Consider the following 14,519-nt stretch of genomic DNA (forward strand, 5'->3'; position numbering starts at 1 on the left):
GCAGCGATGACGAATCCGTCCGACGAGCCGAAGCGGCTCGAGTTCGATACGACGCCCGAGCGCACGCCCGGGCGTCTTGCGTTCGACACGCCGGCCGCGCCCGGTGCGTCGCGCGAGCGTGCATCCGAGCGGCCCGCGCCGCAGGCGCTCGACTTCGGGCCGGCGCCCGCGTCCGATCGAGCCGTGCGTGCGGTGCCCGCCGACGCGATCGGCCGCGCGCTGTTCGGCGAATCGAATCATCCGCAGCTCGAAGCGTGCTTCCGCGCCGCGCAGGCCAGCTTTCCGAACCTCTATCCCCACTACGCGCCGCGCATCGAGCGGCATATCCGGCAACTGGTGCCGCTGAAGCTCGCGACGGTCGCGACGATCGGCGACGGCGCACTGGAGACGGCCGGCAACTTGGTTGAAGCCGTCGCCGCGGCGACGCGCGAATTCAACGAACTCGGCGCGGCCGACATGATGGCCGGGATGCTCGCGCAGGCGACACGCAAGGCCGGCATGTTCGAACGCTGGTTCGGTGGGACGTCCAGCCATGTCGACTACCGCGCGGCGCTCGGCGCGCTGAAGCAGTCGCTCGGTTTTTTCCCGCGCCGCACCGAGGAACTCGCCGCGAAGGTCCGCCATGCGGAGGAAAACCTCGTGGTCGTGCTCGCGGCGCTGAGTGCGGTGTCCGACGTGGTGCGGGCGCCGGACGATGCAGGCGTCGAACGTACGCTGTTCGACCGTCGCAACATCGTCGGGCAGGCCGTCCAGCAGATCCGGATGCAGCCGGCGCAACTGCGCGGGCTCGACGAGCGCGTGACCGACCTGCTGTCGCGCGCCGATCACCTGATGAACGTCGTGCTGCCGGCGGCGCTGGCCGCGCGGCCGTCGCGCTGAGCGAACGAGCCGACCGTATGCGCTTCGCCGCGTGCGGTCTCGTGTCGGGCGATACGGTTTCGCGTGGGGGCCGCGAGTCTGCTATCTTCCCGGGCATCTCATCGCTTTCCCGCCGATTCTTCATGACCGACCGCATCGTCGCCGCCTTCGATTTCGACGGCACCATCACGACTACCGACAGCTTTCGCCATTTCGTCCGCCAGACGGTCGGCACGCCGCGTTTCGCGTGGGCCGGGCTGCGCGCGCTGCCGTGGATCGTCGCGATGAAGGCAGGGATGCTGTCGCGTGGCGACGCGAAGGCGAAGTTCGCATCGTTCGCATTCGGGCCGATTCGCGAAGACGCGCTCGACGCGCACGCGCGCACGTTCGTCGACAGCTATCTGCCGAGCCTCGTGCGTCCGGAAATGCTCGAGCGCATTCGCGAGCATCGCGCGCGCGGGCATGAAGTCGTGCTGGTCAGCGCGTCGCCGTCGCTGTATCTGGAGAAGTGGGCGAAGACGGCCGGCTTCGACGCGGTGCTCGCGACGCGGCTCGCGTTCGAGCGCGGCGTCTTCGCCGGGCGGCTCGACGGCGAGAACTGCTGGGGGCCGCAGAAGGTCGTGCGGCTGCGCGGATGGTGGGGCGACCGGCCGCCGAAGCAGCTATTCGCGTACGGCGACAGCCGTGGCGACAAGGAAATGGCCGAGCTCGCGAACTGGTCGTGGATTCGCGGGCAGGGGCCGATGCCGCCGATCGGCGATTGATGCAGTGCTTATGCGCCGCCGTTACGCGTCGGCCGGCGCGTTGCGCGTGCCGCGCGGCGGACGATAGCCGCCCCAGCGATTCGCACGCGCGAACGTGCCGACATCGTTGAAGCGCACGCCGACTTCACGTAATGCCGCATGCGCGGTGCGCGCGGTCAGTTGCCGGATGTAGAACGGATCGCGCACCACGAAGTGATGGATCGCGTGCGTGCTGCCGAAATTGAAGCAGAACAGCTGGAACGGCAGCATCCACCACGGATTCAGCACCTGCGTCTGCTGGATCACGTTGCGCGAATCGATGTCGCCGAAATAATGCATGTTCGAGCTGACGAAGTTGATGCAGAAGCTGCGCAAGAAGTTCGGCCCGAGCCACACCACCGCGAGGAAATCGACGACGCTCATCGCGCGCTCGACGCCGGTGGGCACCGTCACCGCGACGCCGAATGCATGCAGCGCGAACAGGCCGACGTGATAGACGATGAACGCGTGCCACAGCGCGTAGTACAGGTGACCGATCGGCATGTACGACGACACCTGCTCGACGCGCAGCTGCAGGCGCTCGGACGGATCCTGCACCGGCTGCGCGGCCACGTACTGCTTCACCTTGCGGCGCATCGCGGCCGGCCGCAGCACGACGGCGAGCATGCCGTCCGCGATCATCAGCAGTCGCTTCACGCCCCAGCGCTCGCCGTTGGTGATGCCGAATTCCTCGAGATCCGATTCACCGCCCGACACCTTGTGGTGATGCAGATGCATGCGCCGGCGCGTCCACGGATTGATCGTGCCCGGCCGCGTGAGCCAGCACAGCGCCATCATCAGGTGATACGCCCACGGCGTCTTCTTGAAGTACATCAGGTGGATCAGGTCGTGCTCGAGCTCGTGAATCAGCGACGTGACGAACGCGGCGAGCGGCAGCGCGACGTACCACGCGAGCGCGCCGCGCGCATACAGCCATGCGATCGCGAGCATCGCGCTGACCGACACGGCCATCACGGTCGCGCCGACGAGGTTCTGGTTGTCGAGCAGCGGAAAGCGCGCGCGGATCGCGTCGCTCGCGGCGTTGACTTCGCGGCGGACGTACGCGACCTTGTCTGCGTCGTGGCGAAAGGCGGTTCGTGCGGGTTGGCTCATCGAGCGGAATCCGTGCGGAAGGGTGGGGCGCAATGCCGATGCGACAAGCATAGGCGCGAGCGGGAACGCGGGCGAGGGCCGTCGGTGCCAATGATGGTGTCATTTCGGGCCGCGTTGGCCGTCGGGCGGCCGCCCGAGCGGATGTCGGCCCGCTAGAGTGCCGCCGCGGTGTCATTGCGGGCCAGCGACGCTACAATCCGCCGAAACCGCTCCGGAGTTCCCGCATGGCCTCGTCCGTTCCGGATACCGCGCGCCAGTTGAACAAGGCGACGGTGTCGTCCGCGTATGCGCTGTTCATGCTGATGCTGGCCGAGGAGCGCGGCATCGACGGCGGCCGCATTCTCGCCGGCTCGGGCGTCGGGCGCGACCGGCTCGCGCAGCCCGATGCGCGCATCACGCCGCTGCAACAGGCGGCGATCGTGTTCAACCTGCTCGACGCAACCGACGATCCGTCGATCGCGATCGAGATCGGCCTGCGCAGCAGCCTGACGAAAGCGGGGCTGATCGGCTTCGGGTTGATGAGCTGCGCGACGCTCGGCGAGGCGATCGCGCTCGGCATCCGTTACCTGCCGACGCGCGTGCCGTTTTTCTCGGTGCGGCTCGCGCAGCTCGACGGCATCGTCGACATCGACGTGCTCGAAGCGTTTCCGCTCGGCCGGCTGCGCCAGTTCGCGGTGGAAAATTTTCTGGTCGAGACCGCGATCCTGTTCAATTCGCTGCTGTATCCGACGCCGGGGCGCACGCTGCAGTCGCGTGCCGAACTCCATTTCGAATGGCCCGAGCCGCCGTGGTTCGAGCGCTATCGCGCGCGGCTGCCGCGCTGCCATTTCGACGCGAGCGCGAACCGCATCCGCTGCGACGCCGCGCTGCTCGACGAGCCGATCGGCACCGCGAACGCGCAGACCGCGCAGATGATCGTCCAGCAGTGTGAGGCCGAACTCGCGCGGCTCGGCTATGCGGAGAGCATCGTCGAGCGCGTGCGCAACCTGCTGATCTGCGGCGAACGCGGCTATCCGTCGGTCGACGACGTCGCGCGCGAACTGCATGTATCGGTGCGCACGCTCAAGCGCAAGCTCGCCGAATACGGCGCGACCTATTCGGCGCTCCTCGACGAAATCCGGCTGCGCGATGCGCTCCGGTTGCTCGAAGGCACGCGGCTACCGGTCGACGAGATCGCGGCACGCGTCGGCTATACCGACCGTGCCAATTTCACGCGCGCGTTCAAGCGCTGGACGGGCGTTGCACCGAGCGAGCGGCGTTGAACGTCGCACCCGCATCGGGGGGGCGGTTCCCGCGCAGGCGCCGAATCTTTTTCAGACCTTCAGACGATCGCGATCCAGTTCGCGCCGCGTCCGCCCGGCACGCGCGCGTGCAGCGACAGCGTGCCGTCGTCCGGCGCGATCGCATACACCGCGACGTGTTCCGACTGTTCGCCGCAGGCGACGAGCCAGCGTCCCGACGGATCGATCGCGAACCCGCGCGGCTGGGTCTCGGTGGGTGTCGCGTGGGTGGGCTCGAACGTGCCGTCTTCGTTGCGGCGATAGCCGAGCAACCGGCTCGACGTGCGCTCGCTGACGTACGCGAAGCGCTCGTCGGGCGTCAGGTGCAGATCGGCGGCCCACACGGATGGTTCGGCGGGCGCGGGCGGGCGCGCATGGCCTTGCGCGAGTTCGGCGACGGCCGGATGGCGCGCGCTCACGTGCGGGTCGCCGAGCCGGCCGGTGTCGGCGTCGCGCGCGAAGGTCGCGAGCGTTCCCTGGAATTCGCTGACGACGACCAGCGTGCGGCCGTCATCCGCGAACCGCAGGTGACGCGGGCCGAAGCCGGCCGGCACGCGCGTTTCGCCGTGTTCGACCGCGCGCACGCCGGCGGCGTCCTCGACGAGCGCGAAGCCGAACACCCGATCCGAGCCCAGCGAACTGACGTACGCGAAGCGGTTGTCCGGCGATACGATCACCGCATGTGCGTTCGCGATGCCGCCCGCGACTTGCAGCGGCGTGCCGTCGCCGTCGCGCACGCGCGCCGCGTCGTAGAGGCTCAGCGAACTGCCGCCGTACGACGCGCCGAGCAGCCAGCGGCCGCTGCGGTCGAGCGACAGGTACGCATGGCTCGCGTCGATCGCGGTCGTGCCGATGCGCACGAGCGCGCCCGTGGCGGCGACGCGGAACGCGACGATCGTCGGCTGCTCGCCGCGCGTCGCGACGTAGAGCCGCGCGCGGTCGGCCTGCACGGCGATCGGCATCGCGGCGTCGGCGGCCGGATAACGGGCGAGCGGCGCGAGCGTGCCGTCGCCGGCGAGGGAGAACGTGGCGAGGTCGCCGTCGACGGCATTCGAGACGACGACGGTCAGGCGGTCAGTGTTCGGCATGGCGGAGCATCGAAGCGTGCGTGAAGGATTCGTCGGCCGGCCGGCCGCGCGGCGGATCGCTGCGCCGGTGCGTGCGCGCGAACAGCGCGGCGACCGCGGCGACGAGCGAAGCGATCGCGAGCGCATACAGCCCGCCCGTGATCGAACCCGTATGTTGCTTCAAATAGCCGAAGGCCGTCGGCGCGACGAAGCCGCCGAGGTTGCCGACCGAGTTGATCAGCGCGATCACGGCCGCGGCCACGCGCGTGTCGAGATAGCCCTGCGGGATCGGCCAGAACAGCGACGCCGCTGCCTTGAAACCGAGCGCGGCGAAGCAGATCGACGCGAACGACCACACCGGATTCGGCGACGTCGATGCGAACAGTCCGCACGCGGCAAGCACGAGCGCGAACGCGAGCCAGCGCTGCGGATGCTTCCACTTCGACGACAGCACCGCGAAGCCGTACATCGCACCGATCGCGATCATCCACGGAATCGTGTTGTACAGGCCGACCTGGAAATCGGTGAGGCCGCCCATCTTGCGGATGATGGTCGGCAGCCAGAACGTGGCCGCGTAGATCGTCAGCTGGATCGAGAAGTACAGGAGGCAGAACAGCATGATCTGCGGATCGCGCAGCAGCGTGGTCGCGCGCACCGACACGTTCGAGCGGACGTCGCGCGTCGCGCGCTCGTCGTCGAGCGCGTTCTGGAGCGCCGTGCGTTCTTCCGGCGTGAGCCACGTCGCGTCGCGGATATGCGATTTCAGCAGCAGCCAGCTCGCGCCGCACAGCGCAACCGAGAACAGCCCTTCGATCAGGAACATCCACTGCCAGCCTGCGAGGCCGAAGCCGCGGATCGACAGCAGCGCGCCGGTGACGGGCCCGGACAGCACCGACGCGAACGCGGAGCCGCCGAGGAAGATCGCCATCGCCTTGCCGCGTTCCTGCGGCGGCAGCCACTGCGACAGGTACAGCACGACGCCGGGGAAGAAGCCGGCCTCGGCGGCACCGAGCAGGAAGCGCAGCGCGTAAAACGATGTGTCGTTCCACACGAACGCCATCGCGGCCGCGACGATGCCCCACGTCGCCATGATCCGCGCGAGCCAGATGCGCGCGCCGTAGCGCTGCATCAGCAGGTTCGACGGCACTTCGAACAGCGCGTAGCCGACGAAGAACAACCCGGCGCCGAGCCCGTACGCGGCCGCGCCGATGCCGATCGACGCTTCGAGATGGCGATCGACGAAGCCGACGTTCACGCGGTCGATGTAGTTCGCGATGAACATGATCAGCACGAGCGGCAGCACGTGCCACTTCACTTTCGAGACGGCGGACGCGAGCGGGTCGCGGCCGGGCAGGGCGGACGAGGGCGGGTTCAACGGTGTCTCCGGTCGGGCGGCCGCGGACGGGGCGGTAGCCCGCGTCGCGTCTAGTTAGCAGTTTGTGTAGTACGTCGTCGTATGACATGGTACGCCGGTGCATGGGCGATGACGTCGCGGGTTTACCCGAAAATTTTCTGGGTTTTGGAGAAATCAGGCGATGGAAAGCAGAAGTTTTCACATCTGATGACGTATGACATGAAACGACGTTGCGTCGACCGTCAGGTGCGGCGCGGGCCCGCCTCGGCGTGAAAGCTCGGGATCGAGGCGATGCATTCGGGCCCGGTATGTTGAGGGAGCCGGGCGAGAGAACCGACCTCGACGGCGCACTACCCGATATCCGCGTGTTTCGCACGACGGCGCTCAAGCGGGAAGTCGTGCTGCGCAGAAAGCGGCAACAGCGCGCTCGTGGCGAACGACATGCAGCGATCCGCAAGCCGTTTGCAGGGTAGCGCCGCTACGCTGTATCGAAAGCGCGCGCGGTTGCGGCAAAATACCGGGCACGCGCGTTCGGCGTGCACGCCACTCGCGCGAACGGCGAATTTCATGCGTTGACGATGGAGCCACGGATCATGCAGGACAACCAGTACGCGCGGCATGTCTTCGCGTTCAACGGCGACGCGGACGGCCTGTGCGCGCTTCAGCAACTGCGGCTCGCGGAACGCGTGCACGGCACGCTCGTGACCGGCGTGAAGCGCGACATCAGGCTGCTCGAGCGCATCGACGCGGGCGCCGGCGACATCGTCACCGTGCTCGACGTGTCGCACGACCAGAACCGCGACGCGTGCGCGCGGCTGCTGCGCGACGGCGCGACGGTCCGTTACTTCGACCATCACTTTGCCGGCGAGCTGCCCGACCATCCGCGCTTCGACGCGCATATCGACATGGCGGCCGACGTCTGTACGAGCGCGATCGTGAACCGCCATCTCGACGGCCGGTACGCGCGCTGGGCGATCGTCGCGGCGTTCGGCGACGAACTGCCGGCGCTCGGCGAGGCGCTGGCGCGCGAGCATGGCGTCGACGGAGCCGAGTGTGGCGTGCTCGCCGAACTCGGGCGCTATCTGAACTACAACGCCTACGGCGAGTGCGTCGGCGATCTGCACTTCGATCCGGCGGCGCTCGCGGACGCGATGCGGCCATGCGTCGATCCGCTCGATTTCGTGCGCGGGACGGCCGTGTTCGCCGCATTGCGCGACGGCTACCGCGACGACATGGCGCGCGCGTGCGCGCTCGCGCCGTTGCGCGAGGTGCCGGGCGCGACGCTGGTCCGGATGCCCGATCATCCGTGGGCGCGGCGCGCGACCGGCATGCTCGCGAACGAGCGGATGCGCGACGCGCCGCATGCGGCGCTCGCGGTGCTGTCGCCGCGCGCGGGCGGCGGGCTCGTCGTCAGCGTACGCGTGCCCGACGGCCGGCCGATCGGCGCGGACGAGTTCTGCCGCGGCTTCGCGACCGGCGGCGGGCGCAAATGCGCAGGCGGCATCAACCATCTGCCGGAAGCCGAGTTCGATGCGTTTGCGGAGCGTTTCGAGGCCACGTTCCGGCTCGATTGACCCGGCGCATCGTTGACCGGATCAGCCGGTCGCACCGGCGGGCACGGACGACCGTCGGGCAGCCGCATCGTGGCTCGATGCGTTCGGCGTTGCGTCGACCGTGCGCGGTGTGCGGTGTGCCCGAACCGTTCGACATACAACACAGTCAGAGCAACATGCCGTGCGTGCGGCCGTCCGGCAGCGCGACTTCCTTTGAATTGAAGCGGATCGTGCGGTCGCACGCGGTGTCGCCATGGCGTTCTGTACGTGACGACCGGCGTCGACACCGCGTAGCGCAGCCGCGACAATACGCGTCTCTTTTCGCTTTCGTCATCGAGGTGCCTGCCCGTGTCTGCCAAGCCGTCCGTTGCTCCCGCGCTCGTCTGGTTCCGCGACGATCTGCGCGTGACCGATCAGCCCGCGTTGACGCGCGCGGTCGAATCCGGCCGGCCGCTCGTCTGCGTGTTCGTCGACGACACGGGCGCCGGCGCCGGACCCGCGCTCGGCGGCGCGGCGCGCTGGTGGCTGCACGGGTCGCTGGCCGGGCTCGACGCCGCGCTGGCGCGTCACGGCGGGCGCCTGCTGCTGTTGCGCGGCGACGCGCGGCGCGAGATCGAGCGCGTCGTCGGCGACACCGGTGCGGCCGCCGTGTACTGGAACCGCCGCTATGCGCAGCCGCAGCGCGACGCCGACGCGGCGCTGAAGGCATCGCTCAAGGCGCGCGGCGTGACGGTCGAGAGCAGCAACGGCAGCCTGTTGAACGAGCCGTGGGAGGTGCTGACGGGCAGCGGCGGCCCGTACCAGGTCTTCACCGCGTACTGGCGCGCGGCGCGCCGCGATCGCACGGTCGCCGCGCCGTTGCCGGCGCCCGAGCGGATCGCGTTTCATCCATGGCCGCAAGCCGTGCGCGACCGTGCGCTGTCGCTGGACGCACTCGCGTTGCGTCCGCCTGCGCCGGACTGGGCCGGCGGCCTGCGCGACGCGTGGCCGGCGCCCGACGAAGCCGGCGCGCACGCGCAGCTCGACACGTTTGTGACGACCGCGCTCGCCGGCTACGCGGACGCGCGCGACCGTCCCGATCGCCCTGCGACGAGCCGGCTGTCGCCGTTCCTGCGCTTCGGCAACGTGTCGCCGCGACAGGTATGGCATGCGGTGCAGGGCGCAGCGCACGCAGGCGGCGCGGCGTATGCGGCGCACGCCGACAAGTTCCTGAGCGAGCTCGGCTGGCGCGAATTCAGCTACACGCTGCTGTATCACTTCCCGGCGCTCGGGACCGACAACTTCCGCACGCAGTTCGATGCGATGCCGTGGCGCGACGATCCCGCCGCGTTACGTGCGTGGCAGTGCGGGCGGACCGGCTATCCGCTCGTCGACGCGGGCCTGCGCGAGCTGTGGACGACCGGCTGGATGCACAACCGCGTGCGGATGGTCGTCGCGTCGTTCCTGATCAAGCACCTGCTGATCGACTGGCGCGCGGGCGAAGCGTGGTTCCGCGACACGCTGGTCGACGCCGATCCCGCGAACAACGCGGCGAGCTGGCAATGGGTCGCCGGCTGCGGCGCCGACGCCGCGCCGTATTTCCGCATCTTCAATCCGGTCGCGCAGGGGCAGAAGTTCGACCCGGACGGCGCGTACGTGCGGCGCTGGGTCCCCGAGCTTGCGGGCCTCGACGACGCGTCGATCCATGCGCCGTGGGAAGCGTCGCCGCTGGCGCTCGAAGCGGCCGGCGTACGGCTCGGCGTCGACTATCCGGCGCCGCTCGTCGAGCACTCGGCCGCACGCGCCCGTGCGCTCGATGCGCTGGCCACGTTGCCGAAGCGCCGCTGACCGTCCGCTCCGGTTTGCCGCATCAATTGCAGAAGGCGACGTGCTCGAGCAGCGCGTAGGCGACGCCCGCATCGAAGTAGGCCGCGCCGCACCACGCGACGAACGCGAGCGTGCCGGCGGCCAGCGCCGCGCGCATCATGCCCATGCCGCGTTCCCCGATGCCGGGCGCGCGACGCGCGCGTCGTCGATCGGCAGGTGCAGCAGCGCCGCGAGCACGCCGAGCGCGATCGAGCCGATCCACAGCGGCAGGTACGAGTGCGTCGCGTCGTACACGAGCGCGCCGAGCCACACGCCGAAGAAGCTGCCGAGCTGGTGGCCGAAGAATACGAAGCCGAACAGCGTCGCGATGTAGCGCACGCCGAACATCTGCGAGATCACGCCATTCGTCAGCGGGACCGTGCCGAGCCACGTGGAGCCCATCACGGCCGCGAACACGTAGACGCTCGTGGGCGACAGCGGCGCGGCGACGAACGCGGCCATCGCGAGCGCACGCACGAGATACAGCACCGACAGCACGTACTTGCGCCGCAGCAGCCCGCCGAGATGGCCGCACGCATAGGTGCCGGCCACGTTGGTCAGCGCGATCAGCGCGAGCGCGACGCTCGCATGGCGCGCCGGCAGCCCGTGGTCGAGCAGGTACGCGGGCAGGTGCGTCGCGATGAACGCGAGCTGGAAGCCGCACGCGAAGAAGCCCGCGTTCAGCAGCCAGAAGCCGCGATGCGCGAACGCCTCGCGCACGGCTTCGCCGATCGACTGTTCAGGGCCGGCGGCGCCAGCCGCTTGCGCGGGCCGGTCGCGCAGCACAACGGCGAGCGGCGCGAGCAGCGCGGCGACGAGCGCCAGCGCGATGAACGCGTGCCGCCAGCCGATGCCGCCGATCAGTTCCTGTGCGACGGGCACCATGCAGAACTGGCCGAGCCCGCCGATCGCGCCGGCGACCCCGAGCGCCCAGCCGCGCCGATCGGGCGGGAACAGGCGGCTCAGCGCACCGTAGATCGACGCGAACGCCGAGCCCGACAGCGCGATGCCGATCACGAGCCCGGCGCCGACCGTGAACAGGCCGGTCGTGGCCGCCTGCGCCATCGTGACGAGCCCGGCCGCGTACAGCAGCATGCCGGCGACGATCACGCGCACCGAGCCGAAGCGGTCGGCGATCATCCCGGTGAACGGTTGCGCGACGCCCCAGATCAGGTTCTGCAACGCCAGCGCGAGCCCGAACGCCTCCCGCGACCAGCCGTGGTCGAGCGACACGGGCGCGAGGAACAGGCCCTGCACGTGGCGGATGCCGAGTGCGGCGCCCATGATCAGGCCGCCTGCCAGCACGGGCAGCCAGCGGCGCCGGACTTCCTGCTCGATCGGGGTCATGCGTGTCTCCGGATGAAGGCGCGCGGCGAAACGGTCGCGCTCGATCCGATTAGACGAGCGGGGCGGTCGTCGCTCAAGCGATCATTCGGTCAGGTTGGCATGCGTGACGGGAATGCGAAGGGGCGACGTCGGCTGCCCGCGGTCACGCGTATCCGCACCGCCGGCTCAGGCCGACGTCATGTCGTGCGCGTGCATCGACGCATCGCATTCGGCCGCTTCGGCGAGCATCCAGTCGCGCACGTCGGCGACTTCGCGGCGCGGGGCCGGATCGTGCTGGAACAGCCAGTAGCCGTACGTTTCCGACAGCGTCTGCGTGTGCGGCCCGAGCACCGCGAGCCGGCCGTCGGCGAGCATCGGCGCGACGAGCGCGAGCCGGCCGAGCGCGATGCCCTGGCCGGCGATCGCGGCCTGGATCACCTGGTCGTACTGGTTGAAGCGCAGCACGCCTTTCGGGCGCGCGTCGCCGAGCCCGGCCGCGTGCAGGTGCGCGTGCCACTGCAACTGCGGTTGCGGCGGCCCGTCGAATTCGAGCAGCACGTGATCGGCGATCGCGGCCGCGCTCGTGACCGGCCGCGCGGCGAGCGCGGGATGCGCGACCGGCACGACGATCTCGTCGAACAGGCGCAGCGCGCCGGCCGGCGCGCGCTCGCGCGGGCAGTAGCGGATGCCGAGGTCGATGCCCTCCGCGCGCAAATCGAGTACCTTGTCGTTCGCGGCGACGCGCAGGTCGATTTCGGGCAGCCGCGCCTGCAGCCGGCCGAGCCGCGGCAGCAGCCACAGCGCGGTCACGCCGATGCTGGCGGTGATCGTCACGGGCTGGCGCTCGCGCGCGGCGGCGAGCGACGCGATGGTGTCCTGCAGGCCGTGCAGCGCCGCATCGGCGACGCGGAACAGTCGTTCCCCTTCCGGCGTGAATGAAATCTTCCGGTAGCCGCGCTGCAGCAACGTCACGCCGAGATGCGCTTCGAGCGCATGGACCTGGCGGCTGACCGCCGACTGCGTGACGCACAGATCCTGCGCGGCGAGCGTGATGCTCATGCGGCGGCCGACGGCGACGAAACCGCGGACGAGATCGAGCGACGGGAGGCGGACGAGTGGCGTTGACATGCGCGTGACTCATGCGAACGGAGCAGCAAGATTGGTTGAGAACGCGGCACGCGTCAAGTTCAATGGAGGCGGGTTGGTTGCGGAGGAGGGAGGCTGAGTAAGTGCTGAAGCGCCAACCCGGACCGATCGCGAAGCATGAGACCCCAGTAAGCGCTAAAGCGCTAACTGGGGTCGACCGCGATGCATGGGGGCCGAGTAAGCGCTAAAGCGCTAACTGAGGTCGACAGCTATGCATGGGGTCCGAGTAAGCGCTAAAGCGCTAACTCGGACCGACAGGAGACACGATGACGATTTCGAACGAGGAAAGCCGGGCGGCGCAGGGCAGTCGCGCGGCGGGCGCGTTGCCGCCGGAACCCGTGACGCTGCGCGCGGCCGACGGCTACGTATTGCGCGGCCATGTCTGGCGCCATCGCGGCGGCGGCGCCGTGCGGCCCGTGACGGTCGTCAATTGCGCGACGTCGGTGCGCTGCGACTACTACTTTCGTTTCGCCGCCTGGCTGTTCGCGCAAGGGCGCGACGTGCTCGTCTACGACTATCGCGGTATCGGCGGATCGCGTCCGGCGCAGCTCGCGAAGCTGCGCGCGAACTGGCTCGACTGGGGGCGGCTCGATTGTGAAGCCGCGCTGCACTATGCGCGCGACGCGTTTCCGGGCCAGCCGCTCGATGTGGTTGCGCACAGCATCGGCGGCTGCGTGCTCGGCCTCGCGGCATCGAACGTGCACGTGCGGCATGCGGTGACCGTCGGCGCGCAGTACGCGTATTGGCGCGACTATTTGCCCGCTGAGCGGCGCCGCATGTGGTGGAAGTGGCATGTCGCGATGCCCGCGCTCGCCGCCGTGTTCGGCTACGTGCCCGCGAAGCGGCTCGGCTGGATGGAGGACACGCCGCGCGGTATCGCGCTGTCGTGGGCGCGTTCGCGGCCGCGTTTCGAGGACGGCTACGTCGGCAGCGTGCTCGACGACGGCGCGGCGAGCCGTGCCGCGTTGCCGGCGCGCTTCGCGGGGCTGTCGGCGCCGATGCTCGCGGTCGGCATCGACGACGACGCGTTCGGCACGGTCGCCGCGATCGAGCGGCTGGTCGGCTACTACACGGGCAGCAACGTCACGCATCTGCGGATCGCGCCGGCCGACATCGGCGTCGACGCGATCGGTCATTTCGCGTTTTTCCACAGCCGCTTCACCGACACGCTGTGGCCGGTCGCGTTGTACTGGCTGCAACACGGCGTGCTGCCGGCCGATGCACCGGGCGTCGTGCACGCGCTGCACCCGGCGTCGCGCGGACGAGTGACGGGGAGCGGCGTGCCGGGCAGGGCGGCGAGCGGGTGACCCAGCGTATGCGACCGCGACGCGCAGCCTCGTTCGCGTCGCGCGCCCGCTGCAGCAGCCGGCCGGACGCCGCCGCGATCGATTAACATCGGACGTTTCGCTCCCACGCACAGACTGCCGCGCGCCGATGTCCATTCCGTCCGATTCCGCTTCTCCCGTTGAAACGCCCCGCGCATGGCGCATGCACGCACTCGACGTGCCGCCCGCCGCCGCGCGCGCCGGCGTGCGGATCGCGCGCATCGATTTCGACTGGCGCGTACCGCTCGCGTCGCCCGCGTATGCGGCGCTGAGCGACGACGAGCGCGCCCGCGCCGCGCGCTTCCTGCGGCACGAGGATGCGGTGCGCAGCGCCGCGACGCGCGCCGCGCTGCGCGACGTGCTCGGCGCGGCGCTCGGCATCGCGCCGCGTGCGGTCGAGATCGTCGTCGACGCAGCGGGGCGGCCGTCACTGGACCCTGCGCATCGTGCGTCGCTCGACTTCAACGTGTCGCATGCGGGCGCTCATGCGCTGCTCGCATGGGTGCTGGCCGGTCGCGTCGGCGTCGATATCGAGGGCTGCAACCGCGCGACGGACTGGCGCGCGCTGACGCGCGAAGTGTGCGCACCCGCCGAGATTGCGTATCTCGACGGCCTGCCGCCCGGCGCGCGCGAGGGTGAATTCATGCGGGTGTGGTCCGCGAAGGAGGCGCTGCTCAAGGCGCTCGGCACCGGCATCGTCGGCGGGCTGCGCGCGTTCGCGGTCGTGCCGCCGCGCGACCCGGCGACACCCGCGACGACGATCGTCGAGCCGGGCGCGCCTGCCGCCGGCGTCGCGGCGTTCGACGCGGCCTGGCTCGACGCGGCGCCCGGCTACGCGGCGTGCGTCGCGTGGACGCGCGCGTAGGCCGA

At 70.0% G+C, this 14,519-nt stretch carries 13 protein-coding genes; 7 read left to right on the forward strand and 6 right to left on the reverse strand.

Features of this window, described 5'->3' with window-relative positions:
- Positions 1–6: 6 nt before the first annotated feature.
- Both HWX55_RS28435 and HWX55_RS28440 read left to right on the forward strand, forming a co-directional pair.
- Entirely contained in the window at positions 7–879 is an 873-nt protein-coding gene (locus HWX55_RS28435; protein WP_175978140.1) for a hypothetical protein, read from the forward strand.
- Between the two features lie 122 nt (positions 880–1,001).
- Positions 1,002–1,622, forward strand: coding sequence for an HAD family hydrolase (locus HWX55_RS28440; RefSeq protein WP_175978141.1), 621 nt, complete (start codon positions 1,002–1,004; stop codon positions 1,620–1,622).
- A 21-nt stretch (positions 1,623–1,643) separates the two neighbouring features.
- Here HWX55_RS28440 and HWX55_RS28445 read toward each other — a convergent pair whose 3' ends face one another.
- Positions 1,644–2,753 carry a fatty acid desaturase gene (locus HWX55_RS28445; RefSeq protein WP_175978142.1) on the reverse strand — a complete coding sequence of 370 codons (1,110 nt, stop codon included), beginning with the start codon at positions 2,751–2,753 and terminating at the stop codon, positions 1,644–1,646.
- A gap of 224 nt (positions 2,754–2,977) precedes the next feature.
- Between HWX55_RS28445 and HWX55_RS28450 the strand changes: the two genes are divergently transcribed.
- The gene (locus HWX55_RS28450; RefSeq protein WP_175978143.1) at positions 2,978–4,015 is read left to right on the forward strand and encodes an AraC family transcriptional regulator; all 1,038 of its coding nucleotides are present in this window, start codon (positions 2,978–2,980) and stop codon (positions 4,013–4,015) included.
- A 59-nt stretch (positions 4,016–4,074) separates the two neighbouring features.
- Here the strand turns inward: HWX55_RS28450 and HWX55_RS28455 are convergent, their stop codons facing one another.
- Positions 4,075–5,121, reverse strand: a complete 1,047-nt coding sequence (locus tag HWX55_RS28455) for a beta-propeller fold lactonase family protein (protein ID WP_175978144.1) — start codon at positions 5,119–5,121, stop codon at positions 4,075–4,077.
- Positions 5,108–6,475, reverse strand: coding sequence for an MFS transporter (locus HWX55_RS28460; RefSeq protein WP_175978145.1), 1,368 nt, complete (start codon positions 6,473–6,475; stop codon positions 5,108–5,110). Before HWX55_RS28460 ends, HWX55_RS28455 begins: the two co-directional genes overlap by 14 nt.
- Positions 6,476–7,047: 572 nt before the next feature.
- Here HWX55_RS28460 and HWX55_RS28465 point away from each other — a divergent pair.
- On the forward strand, positions 7,048–8,028 hold the full coding sequence (locus HWX55_RS28465) for an acetyltransferase (protein ID WP_175978146.1): 981 nt from the start codon (positions 7,048–7,050) through the stop codon (positions 8,026–8,028).
- Positions 8,029–8,355: 327 nt separating this feature from the next.
- A complete protein-coding gene (locus HWX55_RS28470; RefSeq protein WP_175978147.1) occupies positions 8,356–9,834 on the forward strand; it encodes a deoxyribodipyrimidine photo-lyase in 1,479 nt (492 codons plus the stop codon).
- A 22-nt stretch (positions 9,835–9,856) separates the two neighbouring features.
- Here the strand turns inward: HWX55_RS28470 and HWX55_RS36360 are convergent, their stop codons facing one another.
- From HWX55_RS36360 to HWX55_RS28480, 3 genes are all read right to left on the reverse strand, one after another.
- A complete protein-coding gene (locus HWX55_RS36360) occupies positions 9,857–9,979 on the reverse strand; it encodes a hypothetical protein (protein ID WP_050017994.1) in 123 nt (40 codons plus the stop codon).
- Positions 9,970–11,199 carry an MFS transporter gene (locus HWX55_RS28475; RefSeq protein ID WP_244140661.1) on the reverse strand — a complete coding sequence of 410 codons (1,230 nt, stop codon included), beginning with the start codon at positions 11,197–11,199 and terminating at the stop codon, positions 9,970–9,972. Before HWX55_RS28475 ends, HWX55_RS36360 begins: the two co-directional genes overlap by 10 nt.
- A gap of 165 nt (positions 11,200–11,364) precedes the next feature.
- The gene (locus tag HWX55_RS28480; protein ID WP_175978148.1) at positions 11,365–12,306 is read right to left on the reverse strand and encodes a LysR substrate-binding domain-containing protein; all 942 of its coding nucleotides are present in this window, start codon (positions 12,304–12,306) and stop codon (positions 11,365–11,367) included.
- Positions 12,307–12,590: 284 nt separating this feature from the next.
- On the opposite strand from HWX55_RS28480, the gene HWX55_RS28485 reads away from it, so the two are divergent.
- Complete coding sequence (locus HWX55_RS28485) at positions 12,591–13,631, forward strand: alpha/beta fold hydrolase (RefSeq protein WP_175978149.1); 1,041 nt, start codon at positions 12,591–12,593, stop codon at positions 13,629–13,631.
- Between the two features lie 127 nt (positions 13,632–13,758).
- Positions 13,759–14,514, forward strand: coding sequence for a 4'-phosphopantetheinyl transferase superfamily protein (locus HWX55_RS28490; protein WP_175978150.1), 756 nt, complete (start codon positions 13,759–13,761; stop codon positions 14,512–14,514).
- The last annotated feature ends 5 nt before the right edge of the window (positions 14,515–14,519 follow it).

It is taken from the genome of Burkholderia sp. BCC1047, from assembly GCF_902833155.1.
Lineage (GTDB): Bacteria > Pseudomonadota > Gammaproteobacteria > Burkholderiales > Burkholderiaceae > Burkholderia > Burkholderia sola.

What these genes read in the sequence shown, in the direction of transcription:
- HWX55_RS28445 (WP_175978142.1), bottom strand. Translation starts at nt 2,753, where the DNA reads ATGAGCCAACCCGCACGAACCGCCTTTCGCCACGACGCAGACAAGGTC.
- HWX55_RS28475 (WP_244140661.1), bottom strand. Translation starts at nt 11,199, where the DNA reads ATGACCCCGATCGAGCAGGAAGTCCGGCGCCGCTGGCTGCCCGTGCTG.
- HWX55_RS28455 (WP_175978144.1), bottom strand. Translation starts at nt 5,121, where the DNA reads ATGCCGAACACTGACCGCCTGACCGTCGTCGTCTCGAATGCCGTCGAC.
- HWX55_RS28480 (WP_175978148.1), bottom strand. Translation starts at nt 12,306, where the DNA reads ATGTCAACGCCACTCGTCCGCCTCCCGTCGCTCGATCTCGTCCGCGGT.
- HWX55_RS28450 (WP_175978143.1), top strand. Translation starts at nt 2,978, where the DNA reads ATGGCCTCGTCCGTTCCGGATACCGCGCGCCAGTTGAACAAGGCGACG.
- HWX55_RS28440 (WP_175978141.1), top strand. Translation starts at nt 1,002, where the DNA reads ATGACCGACCGCATCGTCGCCGCCTTCGATTTCGACGGCACCATCACG.
- HWX55_RS28490 (WP_175978150.1), top strand. Translation starts at nt 13,759, where the DNA reads ATGTCCATTCCGTCCGATTCCGCTTCTCCCGTTGAAACGCCCCGCGCA.
- HWX55_RS36360 (WP_050017994.1), bottom strand. Translation starts at nt 9,979, where the DNA reads ATGGGCATGATGCGCGCGGCGCTGGCCGCCGGCACGCTCGCGTTCGTC.
- HWX55_RS28485 (WP_175978149.1), top strand. Translation starts at nt 12,591, where the DNA reads ATGACGATTTCGAACGAGGAAAGCCGGGCGGCGCAGGGCAGTCGCGCG.
- HWX55_RS28435 (WP_175978140.1), top strand. Translation starts at nt 7, where the DNA reads ATGACGAATCCGTCCGACGAGCCGAAGCGGCTCGAGTTCGATACGACG.
- HWX55_RS28465 (WP_175978146.1), top strand. Translation starts at nt 7,048, where the DNA reads ATGCAGGACAACCAGTACGCGCGGCATGTCTTCGCGTTCAACGGCGAC.